The organism is Mycobacterium avium subsp. avium (assembly GCF_009741445.1).
Lineage (GTDB): Bacteria > Actinomycetota > Actinomycetes > Mycobacteriales > Mycobacteriaceae > Mycobacterium > Mycobacterium avium.
Window position 1 is genome coordinate 4,142,492 of record NZ_CP046507.1, and the last position, 12,769, is coordinate 4,155,260.

The 12,769-nt window shown below is 69.8% G+C and carries 17 protein-coding genes; 4 read left to right on the forward strand and 13 right to left on the reverse strand.

Annotated features, from left to right (window positions below):
• Positions 1 to 155 precede the first annotated feature (155 nt).
• From MAA44156_RS19305 to MAA44156_RS19315, 3 genes are read left to right on the forward strand one after another with little or no spacing between them, the layout of a single operon-like run.
• Complete coding sequence (locus MAA44156_RS19305) at positions 156 to 1,100, forward strand: class I SAM-dependent methyltransferase (RefSeq protein ID WP_011726069.1); 945 nt, start codon at positions 156 to 158, stop codon at positions 1,098 to 1,100.
• The gene (locus tag MAA44156_RS19310; RefSeq protein ID WP_009979053.1) at positions 1,093 to 2,013 is read left to right on the forward strand and encodes a class I SAM-dependent methyltransferase; all 921 of its coding nucleotides are present in this window, start codon (positions 1,093 to 1,095) and stop codon (positions 2,011 to 2,013) included. The genes MAA44156_RS19305 and MAA44156_RS19310 overlap by 8 nt, the downstream gene beginning before the upstream one ends.
• 11 nt (positions 2,014 to 2,024) lie before the next feature.
• A complete protein-coding gene (locus MAA44156_RS19315; RefSeq protein WP_009979054.1) occupies positions 2,025 to 2,939 on the forward strand; it encodes a class I SAM-dependent methyltransferase in 915 nt (304 codons plus the stop codon).
• Here MAA44156_RS19315 and sppA read toward each other — a convergent pair.
• Entirely contained in the window at positions 2,936 to 4,723 is a 1,788-nt protein-coding gene (gene sppA, locus MAA44156_RS19320; RefSeq protein WP_009979055.1) for a signal peptide peptidase SppA, read from the reverse strand. The genes MAA44156_RS19315 and sppA overlap by 4 nt on opposite strands.
• 38 nt (positions 4,724 to 4,761) lie before the next feature.
• Here sppA and MAA44156_RS19325 point away from each other — a divergent pair, with 38 nt between their 5' ends.
• Positions 4,762 to 5,688 carry an LLM class flavin-dependent oxidoreductase gene (locus MAA44156_RS19325; protein ID WP_009979056.1) on the forward strand — a complete coding sequence of 309 codons (927 nt, stop codon included), beginning with the start codon at positions 4,762 to 4,764 and terminating at the stop codon, positions 5,686 to 5,688.
• Positions 5,689 to 5,701: 13 nt separating this feature from the next.
• Here the strand turns inward: MAA44156_RS19325 and rplO are convergent, their stop codons facing one another.
• From rplO to MAA44156_RS19385, 12 genes are all read right to left on the reverse strand, one after another.
• Positions 5,702 to 6,142 (reverse strand): 50S ribosomal protein L15, encoded by a 441-nt coding sequence (rplO, locus tag MAA44156_RS19330; protein WP_003873493.1) that lies wholly within the window; start codon positions 6,140 to 6,142, stop codon positions 5,702 to 5,704.
• Positions 6,139 to 6,354 (reverse strand): 50S ribosomal protein L30, encoded by a 216-nt coding sequence (gene rpmD / locus MAA44156_RS19335; RefSeq protein ID WP_003873494.1) that lies wholly within the window; start codon positions 6,352 to 6,354, stop codon positions 6,139 to 6,141. Before rpmD ends, rplO begins: the two co-directional genes overlap by 4 nt.
• Positions 6,351 to 7,025 carry a 30S ribosomal protein S5 gene (rpsE, locus tag MAA44156_RS19340; RefSeq protein ID WP_003873495.1) on the reverse strand — a complete coding sequence of 225 codons (675 nt, stop codon included), beginning with the start codon at positions 7,023 to 7,025 and terminating at the stop codon, positions 6,351 to 6,353. The genes rpmD and rpsE overlap by 4 nt, the downstream gene beginning before the upstream one ends.
• Positions 7,026 to 7,062: 37 nt before the next feature.
• A complete protein-coding gene (gene rplR / locus MAA44156_RS19345) occupies positions 7,063 to 7,431 on the reverse strand; it encodes a 50S ribosomal protein L18 (protein WP_003879452.1) in 369 nt (122 codons plus the stop codon).
• 41 nt (positions 7,432 to 7,472) lie between these two features.
• Positions 7,473 to 8,012 carry a 50S ribosomal protein L6 gene (gene rplF / locus MAA44156_RS19350; RefSeq protein WP_003873497.1) on the reverse strand — a complete coding sequence of 180 codons (540 nt, stop codon included), beginning with the start codon at positions 8,010 to 8,012 and terminating at the stop codon, positions 7,473 to 7,475.
• A gap of 10 nt (positions 8,013 to 8,022) precedes the next feature.
• Positions 8,023 to 8,421, reverse strand: coding sequence for a 30S ribosomal protein S8 (rpsH, locus tag MAA44156_RS19355; protein ID WP_003873498.1), 399 nt, complete (start codon positions 8,419 to 8,421; stop codon positions 8,023 to 8,025).
• A 20-nt stretch (positions 8,422 to 8,441) separates the two neighbouring features.
• A complete protein-coding gene (locus MAA44156_RS19360) occupies positions 8,442 to 8,627 on the reverse strand; it encodes a type Z 30S ribosomal protein S14 (protein ID WP_003873499.1) in 186 nt (61 codons plus the stop codon).
• 4 nt (positions 8,628 to 8,631) lie between these two features.
• Positions 8,632 to 9,195, reverse strand: coding sequence for a 50S ribosomal protein L5 (gene rplE, locus MAA44156_RS19365; RefSeq protein WP_003873500.1), 564 nt, complete (start codon positions 9,193 to 9,195; stop codon positions 8,632 to 8,634).
• A 1-nt stretch (position 9,196) separates the two neighbouring features.
• Entirely contained in the window at positions 9,197 to 9,514 is a 318-nt protein-coding gene (gene rplX, locus MAA44156_RS19370) for a 50S ribosomal protein L24 (protein WP_003873501.1), read from the reverse strand.
• Positions 9,515 to 9,883, reverse strand: a complete 369-nt coding sequence (gene rplN, locus MAA44156_RS19375) for a 50S ribosomal protein L14 (protein ID WP_003403649.1) — start codon at positions 9,881 to 9,883, stop codon at positions 9,515 to 9,517.
• A 250-nt stretch (positions 9,884 to 10,133) separates the two neighbouring features.
• The gene (locus MAA44156_RS19380; RefSeq protein WP_009979084.1) at positions 10,134 to 11,636 is read right to left on the reverse strand and encodes an HNH endonuclease signature motif containing protein; all 1,503 of its coding nucleotides are present in this window, start codon (positions 11,634 to 11,636) and stop codon (positions 10,134 to 10,136) included.
• A gap of 87 nt (positions 11,637 to 11,723) precedes the next feature.
• Positions 11,724 to 12,611 carry a DUF4436 domain-containing protein gene (locus MAA44156_RS19385; RefSeq protein ID WP_003879447.1) on the reverse strand — a complete coding sequence of 296 codons (888 nt, stop codon included), beginning with the start codon at positions 12,609 to 12,611 and terminating at the stop codon, positions 11,724 to 11,726.
• Between the last annotated feature and the right edge of the window lie 158 nt (positions 12,612 to 12,769).

The following is a 12,769-nucleotide window of genomic DNA, read 5'->3' on the forward strand; positions in this document are numbered from 1 at the left end:
GCGCCGCCGCCCCGGCGATCACCACCCGCTTGCCCGCGTACGTCATCAGTAAAGGTTGCCGCGAATCGCGGGAAGCGTACAGTGGGAGCAGCTTGTTATATCGGCTAAATATTAGCTTGGCTACTACCTCGACGATCTCCGATAGGGGTGCGCACATGACTTCCACCAGGTACGAGGGCGACACCTGGGACCTGGCCTCCAGCGTGGGGGTGACCGCGACCATGGTCGCGGCGGCCCGCGCGATGGCCACCCGGGCGGACAACCCGCTGATCAACGACCCGTTCGCCGAACCGCTGGTCAAGGCGGTCGGCGTGGACCTGCTGTCCCGGCTGGCGGGCGGCGAGCTGGACCCGGCCGAGCTGAACGACGTGCACGACGGCGCCGCCGGGTCGGCCGGGGCGATGTCGCGGATGGCCGACAACATGGCCGTGCGCACCAAGTTCTTCGACGAGTTCTTCCTGAACGCGACCAAGGCCGGCATCGCGCAGGTGGTGATCCTGGCCTCCGGGCTGGACGCGCGCGCCTACCGGCTGGCCTGGCCGGCCGGCACGGTGGTCTACGAGGTGGACCAGCCGCAGGTCATCGACTTCAAAACCACGGCGCTGGCGCAGCTGGGCGCCGCGCCCACGGCCGAGCGCCGGGTGGTGGCCGTCGACCTGCGCGACGACTGGCCCGCCGCGCTGCGCGCCGCCGGGTTCGACCCGACCCGGCCGACCGCGTGGAGCGCCGAGGGGCTGCTCGGCTACCTGCCGCCGGAGGCGCAGGACCGGCTGCTGGACACCATCACCGAGCTGTCCGCGCCCGGTAGCCGGCTGGCCACCGAGAGCGCGCCCAACCCCGCGCCCGGCGAGGAGGAGAAGCTCAAGGAACGCATGCAGGCGATCTCGCAGCGCTGGCGCGCGCACGGGTTCGACCTCGACATGGCCGGACTGGTCTACTTCGGCGAGCGCAACGAGGCCGCCCCGTATCTGGCCGGCCACGGTTGGCGGCTGAACAGCGTCACCATCCGGGATCTGTTCGCGGCCAACGGACTTGACCCGCTCGATGACGACGACACCCGGATGGGTGAGATGCTCTACACCTGGGGGATCTATGAGTGAGGGACGCACCGACGGCGACACCTGGGGTCCGGCGCAGAGCGTGGGAGCGACGGCGACCATGGTCGCCGCCGCCCGCGCGGTGGCGTCGCAGGGACCCGACGCGCTGCTCGACGATCCGCTGGCCGAACCGCTGGTGCGGGCGGTGGGACTGGATCCGTTCATCCGCATCGTCGACGGCAAGCTCGACTTCCCCGACGACCCGCTGTTCAACCGCCGGGCGCGGGCCGAGCAGATCACGGTGCGCACCAGGTTCTTCGACGACTTCTTCATCGACGCCACCGAGGGCGGGCTGCGCCAGGCGGTGATCCTGGCCTCCGGCCTGGACACCCGGGCCTACCGGCTGGCCTGGCCGGCCGGCACGGTGGTCTACGAGATCGACCAGCCGCAGGTCATCGCGTTCAAGACCGACACGCTGGCCAACCTCGGCGCGGCCCCCACCGCCGAGCGCCGCACCATCAGCATCGACCTGCGCGACGACTGGCCCGCGGCCCTGCGCGAAGGCGGTTTCGACGTCACCCGGCCGACGGCCTGGAGCGCCGAGGGGCTGCTGCCCTATCTGCCGCCGGAGGCCCAGGACCGGTTGTTCGACAACATCACCGCCCTGTCCGCGCCGGGCAGCAGGCTGGCCACCGAGCACGTGCCGGACCCCAACGCGTTCTCCGACGAGCGGTTGGCCCGCATCTCGGAGCGCTGGCAGCGTCTCGGTCTCAACCTCAACGCCGCAGACCTGTTCTACCGGGGCGAGCGCAACGTCGTCGCCGACTACCTCACCGGCAAGGGCTGGCGGGTGACGCCGCATCCGGCCCGACAGTTGTACGCCCGCAACGGTTTCGAGTTCCCCGAGGACGAGATGAGGGCCACCTTCGGAGAGATGAGCTACGTCGACGCCACCCTCACCGGTGGCCGCGGCTAAGGTTGCTCGCGATGACACGCACGCATGACGACGAGTGGGACCTGGCGTCCAGCGTCGGCGCCACCGCAACGATGGTCGCGGCCGGACGCGCCATGGCGACCAAGGATCCCCGCGGTCTGATCGACGATCCGTTCGCCGAGCCGCTGGTGCGCGCGGTCGGGGTGGACTTCTTCACCAAGATGATGGACGGCGAGCTCGACCTGGATGCGATCGAGAACGCCACCCCGGTGCGGATTCAGTCGATGGTCGACGGAATGGCGGTGCGCACCAAGTACTTTGACGACTACTTCGTCGACGCCACCGACGCCGGGGTGCGTCAGGTGGTGATCCTGGTCTCCGGCCTGGATTCGCGCGCCTACCGGTTGCCGTGGCCGGCGGGCACGGTGGTCTACGAGATCGACCAGCCGCGGGTGATCGAATTCAAGAGCAACACGCTGGCCGAGGTCGGTGCCGAGCCCACCGCGACCCGGCGCACCATCCCCATCGATCTGCGCGGCGACTGGCCCGCCGCGCTGAGCGCCGCCGGATTCGATCCGGCCGCGCCGACGGCCTGGCTGGCCGAGGGCCTGCTGATCTATCTGCCGCCGGAGGCCCAGGACCGGCTGTTCGACAACATCACCGCGCTGTCCGCGCCGGGCAGCACCATCGCCACGGAATTCGTGCCCGGCATCGTGGATTTCGACGCCGAGCGGGTGCGGGAGATGTCCGGCTCGTTCCGGGAGCACGGCGTCGACATCGACATGGCGTCGCTGGTCTACGCCGGCGAACGCAACCACGTCATCGATTACCTGAACGGCCTCGGGTGGCGGGCCGAGGGTGTGACCCGCACCGAACTGTTCCACCGGCACGGCATCGAGGTGCCCGCCCCCGAGCACGACGACCCGCTCGGCGAGATCATCTTCATCAGCGCCACGCGGACCGGTTAGAGCCGCGACGGCCCCAGCCACAGCGCGCTGGCGCCGCTGCAGGACCGCTCGACGTTGTCCAGGATCGCGCCCAGGATCTTGACCGTCAGGGCGCCCAGCGCGTCGGGCAGCGACACCGCCGCCGGTTGCGACGAGGCCCGCGGCCGCAGTACGTCCAGCAGCGAGCCGCTCGGATAGGTGACGATGCGCACGTCGGCGTCCTCGTCCAGCCCGGCGAGAATCTTGGCCCGCCGCACCGCGATTCGAAAGCCGCCCAGTTCGTCGACCAGCCCCCGCTCGTGGGCGTCGGCGCCCGTCCAGACCCGGCCCCGGGCCACCCGTTCGACGGCGTCCGTGGTCAGGTTGCGGCCCTCGGCCACCCGGGACACGAAGTCGGTGTACACCAGGTCGGCCTCGGCCTCGCGGTGGGCGCGCTGCTCCGGGGTGAACGGCGCGTCGATCGACCACGCGTCGGCATTGGCGTTGGTGCGCACGGTGTCCGACCCGACGCCCAGCCGCCCCAGCAGGTCGCGGATCACCAGCTTGCCGGTGATGACGCCGATCGAACCGGTGATCGTTGCCGGGTTGGCGACGATCGCGTCGGCGGCCACCGACACGTAGTAGCCGCCGGAGGCGGCCACCGCACCCATCGACGCCACCACCGGCTTGCCGCGTTCACGGGCCCTTTTCACTTCGCGCCAAAGGGTTTCCGACGCGGTGACCGAGCCGCCGGGGCTGTTGACCCGCAGCACGATCGCCGACACCGCATCGTCGGCGGCGGCCTCCCGCAGCGCCGGCGCGATGGTGTCGCTGCCCACGGTGGCGGCGCCGAACGGCAGGAAATGGGGCCCGCCGCGCCCGTCGACGAGGGTGCCGTCGACGTTGATGACCGCCACCGTCGGTGGGCGGCGGCGCCCCGGTAGCGAGGGCACCGGCGGGGACAGCCGGGACCGGGCCGCGCCGGCGTAGCGCGACACATACAGCCGGGGCGGCTCGGTGTCCGGTGAAACATCTTGTACGCCAACGAGTTCTGCGATCCGGTCGTACGCCTGGTCGCGGAAGCCGATCCGGTCGACCAGGCCGGAGTCCAGCGCGTCCTGGCGCAGCAGCGGCGCGCGGTCGGCCAGCGCGTCCAGCGCGTCGGTGTCGAGCTTGCGTGATTCGGCGACCGCCTGCCACACCTGTTCCTGGACGCTGTCCAGCATCCGGGTAACGGCCTCGCGGTGCGCCTCGGTGAAGCCGTGTTCGGTGAAACGGTTTACCGCGGACTTGTATTCGCCGCGGGCGACGAATTGGGCCTCGATGCCGGCCTTGTCGAGCGCGTCGCGCAGGAAGGTGGCGTTGCTGGCGAAGCCGATCAGCCCGACGCTGCCGCCGGGCTGCATCCAGATCTCGCCGAACGCCGACGCCAGGTAGTACGACAGCGTGCCCGGATAGGTCTCGGCCCAGGCCAGGGACGGCTTGGCGGCGGTGAAGGCGACGATCGCCTCGCGCAGCTCCTGCACCGCGGCCGACGGCGACGGCGCCAGCTGCACCCGGGCGATCAGCCCGGCCACCCGCGGGTCCTCGGCCGCCCGGTGGATGGCGTCCACCGTGTCGCGCAGCGATGCCGACCGGCTGCCGCCGGTGACGAGCGCCAGCGGGTCGAAGCCGGACGTCTCCGGCGGCATCGACCGCAGATCCAGCTCGAGCACACAGCCGTTGGGCACGCCGTGATGGCGGGCGGTGTCGACGCGCCCGGCCAGGGCACGGATCTCGTCGGCGCCTTTGGACAGGCCGGGTATCGAGGACAGCACAGCGAACATGTCTGCAGACTACCGACGAACGGCCGTACGGTGGTCGGGTGAGGTTTTCCATCGCCATCCCCCAGTTCGACTACGACGGCTTCGACGGGGCGGGGCTGCGTTCCTTTTTGACGCGCGCCGAGCAGCTCGGGTTCGAGGGCGGCTGGGCGCTCGAGCAGATCATCGGTCCGGCGCCGCTGCTGGCGCCGCTGGAGCTGCTCGCCTACTGCGCGGCCTGCACCGAGCGGCTGCGGCTGGGGGTCGCGGTGTTGGTGACGTCGCTGCACGATCCGCTGCAGCTGGCCTCGGCGGTCACCGCCGTGGACCGACTCAGCCACGGCCGGTTGGACATTGGCGTCGCACCCGGCGGCGGCACCCGCAAGTTCGCCGCCTTCGGAGTCGACAAGGACACCTTCGTCGCGTATTTCACCGAGGGCTTGAAGCTGATGAAGGCGGCTTGGTCCGACGACCCGCGGGTGACGTTTCACGGGCGGTTCCGCGACGTCGACGACCTGCCGATCGCGCCCAAGCCGGTGCAGCGCCCGCACCCGCCGATCTGGTTCGGCGGGCTGGCGCCGAAGGCGCTGGCCCGCGCGGTCCGGCACGGCGACGCGTTCATGGGCGCGGGCTCGTCGACCACCGAGGCGTTCGCCGGGGCGGTGGCCGTGCTGCGCCGCGAACTCGACGAACAGCAAAGAGACCCGGCCGAATTCACGATCGGCAAGAGGGTTTACCTGACGGTCGACGACGACGCGGCGCGGGCCCGCGAGCGGGTGCTGGCCGGGCTGAGCCGCATCTACGGGCGGATGCCCGGCGTGGCCGACGTGCCGGTGTCCGGCACGCCCGGGGACGTGGTCCGGGGGCTGCGCGAGGTCATCGACGCCGGGGCGCAGACGCTGCTACTGAACCCCGTCGGCGCCGATGTCGCGGAGAACCACGAGCAGATGGAACGCCTTGCCGCGGAAGTGATTCCGCAGCTGAATTAGCCGCGCGGGCCGACTACAGCTCGGTGACCGAGCCGCCCGCGGCGGTGATCTTCTCGCGTGCGCTGCCGCTGAACTTGTGCGCGGACACCTCGACCTTCACGGTCAGCTTGCCGTCGCCGAGAACCTTGACCAGCGAGTTGCGCCGGACCGCGCCCTTGGCCACCAGCTCGTCCACCCCGACCGAACCGCCTTGCGGGAAAAGGCGATTGATGTCGCCGACGTTGACGATCTCGTACTCGGTGCGGAACCGGTTACGGAATCCCTTGAGCTTGGGCAGCCGCATGTGGATCGGCATCTGCCCACCCTCGAAGGTCACCGGCACGTTCTTGCGGGCCTTGGTGCCCTTGGTGCCGCGGCCGGCGGTCTTGCCCTTCGAGCCCTCACCGCGGCCGACCCGGGTGCGGGGGGTCTTCGATCCGCGCGCCGGCTTGAGGTCGTGCAGCTTGATCGTCATTTCTTGCTACCTCCGGTGCCCGCGGAGCTCGCGTCGGCCGGCGCCACCTCGACGAGGTGGCTGACCACCGCGATCAGACCGCGGGTCTGCGGGTTGTCCTCGCGGATCACCGAGTGGCGGATCCGCCGCAGGCCCAGGGTGCGCAGGGACTCGCGCTGCTTCCAGCGGGCTCCGATGGTGCTGCGCACCTGGGTGATCTTCAGTTGACTCATTGCGCCGCCGCCTCTCTCGCCGCCGCCGCACTGGCCAGCGCGTCACTTTCCCGGCGCGCCTTGAGCATTCCGGCCGGCGCCACGTCCTCGATGGGCAGGCCGCGCCGCGCGGCCACCTCCTCGGGCCGCTGCAGCAGCTTGAGCGCGGCCACGGTCGCGTGCACCACGTTGATGGCGTTGTCGCTGCCCAGCGATTTGGCCAGGATGTCGTGCACCCCGGCGCATTCCAGCACCGCGCGGGCGGCGCCGCCGGCGATCACACCGGTACCCGGGCTGGCCGGGCGCAGCAGTACCACGCCGGCGGCCGCCTCGCCCTGCACCGGGTGGGTGATGGTCCCGCGGATCAGCGGCACCCGGAAGAAGCCCTTGCGGGCCTCCTCCACGCCCTTGGCGATGGCGGCGGGAACTTCCTTGGCCTTGCCGTAGCCGACACCGACCATGCCGTTGCCGTCGCCGACGATCACCAGTGCGGTGAAGCTGAATCGCCGACCGCCCTTGACCACCTTGGAGACCCGGTTGATGGCGACGACGCGCTCCAGGTAGTTGCTCTTGTCGCCGTCGCGGTCGCGGCCCCCACGACCGCCGTCGCCGCGCCGACCGCGGCTGTCGCGGTCACCGCGCGAGTCGCGGCTGTCGCCGGCGCCCTGTCCGCCGGCCGGCTGCTCCGCCATCATGCGGTCCTTCCAGTCGTGTTCAAGTTCTCGATCATCAGAATTGCAATCCGTTCTCGCGGGCGGCGTCGGCCAGCGCCGCGATCCGTCCGCCGTAGGTGTATCCGCCGCGGTCGAAGACCACGCTGTCGATACCGGCGGCCTTGGCCCGCTCGGCGATCAGCTGGCCGACCCGCACGCTGCGGGCCTTCTTGTCTCCCTGCAGGCTGCGCACGTCGTCCTCGATCGACGACGCGGCGGCCACCGTGGTGCCGTTCTCGTCGTTGACCAGTTGCACGTGGATGTGCCGCGCCGACCGGTTGACCACCAGCCGCGGCCGCTCGGGGGTACCCGCGATCTTCTTGCGCAGCCGCGCGTGCCGGCGCAGCCGAGAGACGCGCCGGGTCGCGGATACGCTCTGCCCCACCGGCTTTCGCGCGGCGGTGTCAGCTTGTGTTTGCGCCATGGTTACTTACCTGTCTTTCCGACCTTGCGGCGGATCTGCTCGCCCTCGTAGCGCACGCCCTTGCCCTTGTACGGGTCGGGGCGGCGCAGGCGGCGGATGTTCGCCGAGATCTGGCCGACCTTCTGCTTGTCGATCCCGCTGATGGAGAACTTCGTCGGGGACTGGACGGCGAAGGTGATGCCCTCGGGCGCCTCGATCACCACGGGGTGGCTGTAGCCCAGCGCGAACTCGAGGTTGGAGCCCTTGAGCTGCACCCGGTAACCGACGCCGAAGATCTCCATCTTCGTGGTGTAGCCCTGGGTCACGCCGGTGACGAGGTTGGACACCAGGGTGCGGGACAGCCCGTGCAGCGAGCGGTTGCGCCGCTCGTCGTTGGGGCGGGTCACCACGATCGCGCCGTCGTCGTTGCGCGACACGGTGATCGGCTCGGCGACGGTCAGATCCAGGGTGCCCTTGGGTCCCTTCACCGAGACCTTCTGGCCGTCGATGGTGACGTCGACTCCGGCGGGGACCGGAACCGGTTGCTTACCAATACGCGACATGTCTACCCCCTCACCACACGTACGCGAGGACTTCGCCGCCCACGCCCTGCCGGGCCGCCTGGCGATCGGTGAGCAGGCCCGAGGAGGTGGAGATGATCGCCACGCCCAGGCCGCCCAGAACGCGCGGCAGGTTGGTGGATTTCGCGTACACCCGCAAACCGGGCTTGGACACGCGGCGCAAGCCGGCGATGCTGCGCTCCCGGCTCGGGCCGTACTTGAGCTGAACGATCAGCGACTTGCCAACCCGGGCATCCTCGGTCCGGAAGTCGCTGATGTAACCCTCGTTCTTGAGGATCTGGGCGATGTTGGCCTTGAGCTTGGAGTGCGGCAACGTCACCTCGTCGTGATACGCCGAATTGGCGTTGCGCAGACGGGTCAAGAAGTCTGCGATCGGGTCCGTCATAGTCATGGTTTAGCCCCTGTGTCCCGTCACCAGCTGCTCTTCTGCACGCCGGGCAGCTCGCCCGCATGCGCCATCTCGCGCAGGCAGATCCTGCACAGACCGAATTTGCGGAAGACCGCGCGCGGCCGGCCGCACTTGTTGCAGCGTGTGTAGCCGCGCACCGCGAACTTCGGCTTGCGTGCGGCCTTGTTGACCAGTGCCTTCTTTGCCATCTGCTCAGTTCTCCTTGAAGGGAAAGCCGAGGGCCCGCAACAGCGCTCGTCCTTCGTCGTCAGTCGTCGCCGAGGTGACGACGTTGATGTCCATGCCGCGGACCCGGTCGATCTTGTCCACATCGATCTCGTGGAACACCGACTGCTCGGCCAGCCCGAAGGTGTAGTTGCCGACACCGTCGAACTGCTTGGGCGAGAGCCCGCGGAAGTCGCGAATACGGGGCAGCGCGATCGAGGTGAGCCGGTCGAGGAACTCCCACATCCGGTCCCCGCGCAGGGTGACCCGGGCGCCGATCGGCATGCCCTCGCGCAGCTTGAACTGCGCGATGGACTTGCGCGCCCGGCGGATCTCGGGCCGTTGCCCGGTGATCAGCGCCAGGTCGTTGACGGCACCGTTGATCAGCTTCGCGTCGCGCGCCGCCTCACCGATGCCCATGTTGACCACGACCTTGGTCACCGTCGGGATCTGCATGACGTTGGCGTATCCGAACTGCTGCTGCAGCGAATCGCGAATCTCGTTGCGGTAGCGCTCTTTCAGGCGCGGCTGAACTTTCTCTGTCGTGGTCATCTCAGATGTCCTTGCCGTTGCGCTTGGAGATACGGACGCGCTTGCCGGTCTCCTCGTCGAGGCGGTAGCCGACCCGGGCGGGCTTGCCGTCGGAGTCGACCACCATGACGTTGGAGACGTGGATGGGCGCTTCCTGGGTGACGATGCCACCGGACTGGGCGCCACGCTGGTTGGTCGAGATCGCGGTGTGCTTCTTGATCCGGTTGACGCCCTCGACCAGGACGCGCTCGCGGTCCGGGTAGGCCTTGAGCACCTTGCCCTTGGCGCCCTTGTCTTTGCCGGCGATGACCAGGACGGTGTCGCCTTTGCGGACCTTCATTTACAACACCTCCGGGGCGAGCGAGATGATCTTCATGAACCGCTTCTCGCGCAGTTCCCGGCCGACCGGCCCGAAGATGCGCGTCCCGCGCGGGTCGTTGTCGGGCTTGATGATCACCGCGGCGTTCTCGTCGAACTTGATGTAGCTGCCGTCGGGACGCCGGCGCTCCTTGACGGTGCGCACCACGACGGCCTTGACGACGTCCCCTCGCTTGACGTTGCCGCCGGGGATGGCGTCCTTGACGGTGGCGACGATGACGTCACCGATGCCGGCGTAGCGTCGCGACGAACCGCCGAGCACACGGATGCACAAGATCTCCTTGGCGCCGGTGTTGTCGGCGACCTTCAGCCGCGATTCCTGCTGAATCACTCGATCTCCTGACCTGGTTGCGTGTACACGGCAGGAGAACCCACCGAAGTGGGCATTCGGCGAGCATGACCCACCAAAAAACCTGACGTGCGCGGTCTTGTAAAGCGGTTAGTCACCGAAGGGCACGCGGGGCCGATTCGCACCGGCCGAGGTCTGCCCAAGGCAACCCCTAGAGTCTAGGGGACGACCAGCTCAGAGCCAAATTCCGGGTGCAGGGCTCTCAGCCGGCGAGATTTCGCAGCTAGAGCAGCTAGAACGGCGGCGGGTCGGCGTCGGGCCCATGGCCGGCCGGCCAGGACTGGCTCGCCGCAGGGGCCGGCCGAGTTGCCCGGGCCAGCCGGGCGGCGCGGTTGGCCCGGCGTTCGGCGGCCACCCGGGCGGCGCGATTTTGGCCGCGGGTGCGCCGGCGGGTGGGCATCATCGCGGTGCGCTCACCGCAGGGCTGGGATCCGGCCGCGACCGGCCGGGCCGGCTCACCGGTGGGCACGCACAACGACGGGAACAGCAGCGCGCTGCCCGGGGTGGTGACATAGGTCTGCCCGGCCGGCGAGGTCAGGATCAGCGTCGCATCCGGCAGCTGTTGTTCCCGCCAGCCCCAGAAGGTCTTCACCAAATGGTGAGTTCTGCAGTAGCACTTGAGGTTTGACGCGTGGGTGGGCCCGCCCTCGGCGTAGGGAATCGTATGGTCCAGGTCGCACTCGGTGGCCGGGCGGTCGCAGCCGGGCCAGCGGCAGGTCAAATCCCGGCAGCGCACGAAGTCGGCCAGCGCCGCCGACGGCGTGTACCGGTTCTCCGGCGGCGCATCGGCGGGGTGGACCAGCGGCATCAGCCTGGCCGACGCGGCCAGCTCGGCGACCAGCTGCGCCGGGAGGAGACCCTCGACGCCGACCTCGACCGCCGGCCCGCCGCCGGCGCCCTCGACGCTGGCCCGCTCGGCGATCACGTGGATCACCACCGGCCCGGCGGCGGGCCGCGTACCGGCCGCACAATCGGCGCGGCCACACCGACAGCCCAACCGGTCGGCCCCGGCGGCCAGCGCCCCCAGCGCGTCGGCGCGGCGCTGCTCACCAGTGCGCGGGTCGTGCTCGCACACCGTGGCGGCCAACGCATCCAGCCGTTTGTCCAGCGCATGCGCGTCGGGACTCGACACCGTGCCCTCCAGATGCGACAGGCCCTCACCCATCTCGGCGATCCAGACGTGCCGGCTCGCCGCCTGCTTCTCGGCGCGCCGCACCGCGTCGGCGTCGGCCTTGGCCACCACCGCGTCCACCCGGGCGGCCAACCGCCCCCGGGTCATCGACGGCCAGCGCGCCGCCGTCGCGGCCAACTCGGCGTCCACGGCCGCCAGCACCCCGCGATCGGTGATCAGATCGGTGCGATACACGATCGTGGCGAACAGCCGGAAGTCGATCTCCCCGGCCCGAAAGACCTCACCCACCCGGGGCAGCCGTTCGCGCATCGCCCGCGCGTAGCGCACCTTGGCGGCGGCCAGCCCCTGCCCGATCCGCAGCTGGGCCGCCACCTCCGCGCTCACCGCGGCCTCGGTGTCGACCGCCCAGTCCTCGCACTCCGAGCAGCGCGACAGCCGATAGGCGAACAGCTCCCCAATGGCCGCCAACTGCTCGGCCGCCGCCCGGTTCTCCACCCGCGCGAAGACACCGATCCGCTGCACCAGCGCCGCCGACTCCGGCGTCGCCGACGGGTAGCACCGCTCCATCAGCTCGCCGAACCAGGCGACCGCGTCTTCGAACATATGTGCGAGAGTAGCACCGTCCGCCGACTCGGGCGCTCGGCAGGACCGCGACCTGTGGATAACCGGCGCACCGGGCGTACGCGGCCGTCAGTCGCCCTGCCGCACCCACGCGATGATGTACAGGGTCATCGCCGCCACCAGCGCGATCAGCACCCACTGCACGATCGCCTGGTCGATCCAGGACCCGGGCGGCGGCGCCCCCGGCAGGATGTTGCGCAGCGGCACGATGGCGAACAGGTTGGCCGCGTACCAGGTGGCGAACGGCGGCAGGAATTTGCGTCGGCCCATCGCCATGGGAATCGCGACCAGCAGCGCCAGGGTGGGCAGGCTGATCAGCACCAGGCAGATCCCGAGATCGAAGATCAGCGGCCCCTTGGCCCGCTTCAGCGTGATGACGACATCGCCGTTGTCGCTGCCCCGTTGCGTCGGCAGCGCCGCGGGGTCGCGGACGCGATCGACGGTGATCTGCCAACCGTCCAGGGCCCCGGTGACTTCCACCCGGGCGGGCACCTTCTTCAGGTTGTCCCCGGAGCCGACGAACGCGTCCGCGGAGATCGGCTCGGTGCGGTAGGAGTCGAACGGCCAGTTCCCGGGATCGCCGTGCGCCTCCACGGTGGTGCTCAGTTGCGCCGGCGCCTTGCCCTTGGGGTAGTGCAGATCGCCCAGATCGCTTGTGGGATAAAGGCGCACCGCCACGTCATTGGCCAGGACGTCGAATCGGTTGTCGTACTGGGCAACTCCGGGATAGACCAGGACGTTGACCGAGAGCCGATTCGCGACGGGCTTGAGCTCCTCGAGTCGCAACTGCACGATGGTGGCGTCCCCGCCGCCCTGGCTCAGATCCAGCGGCGGCAGCGGCCCCTCGGAGCGCTGCAGGAAATGCACCCCGAACAGCGACAGCACGTAGACGATGACGACGCCCGCCAGGATGCACACCCCGATCGCGATCCGCGGCCTGTCCCGCTTCTTCGTCACGGGCGCTTGGGCTGCCACCGCCGTTGCTGTCATCAGGCCAACACCATTTGGGTTGCGCGGTGCGACATGTCGTCAGATGCTAGCGAACGCAGGGGTCCGGCGCGCGGTGAAATCTCTTGTCCACCAAGGCATCACGTGGGCGTCACCGTGCCGCCATC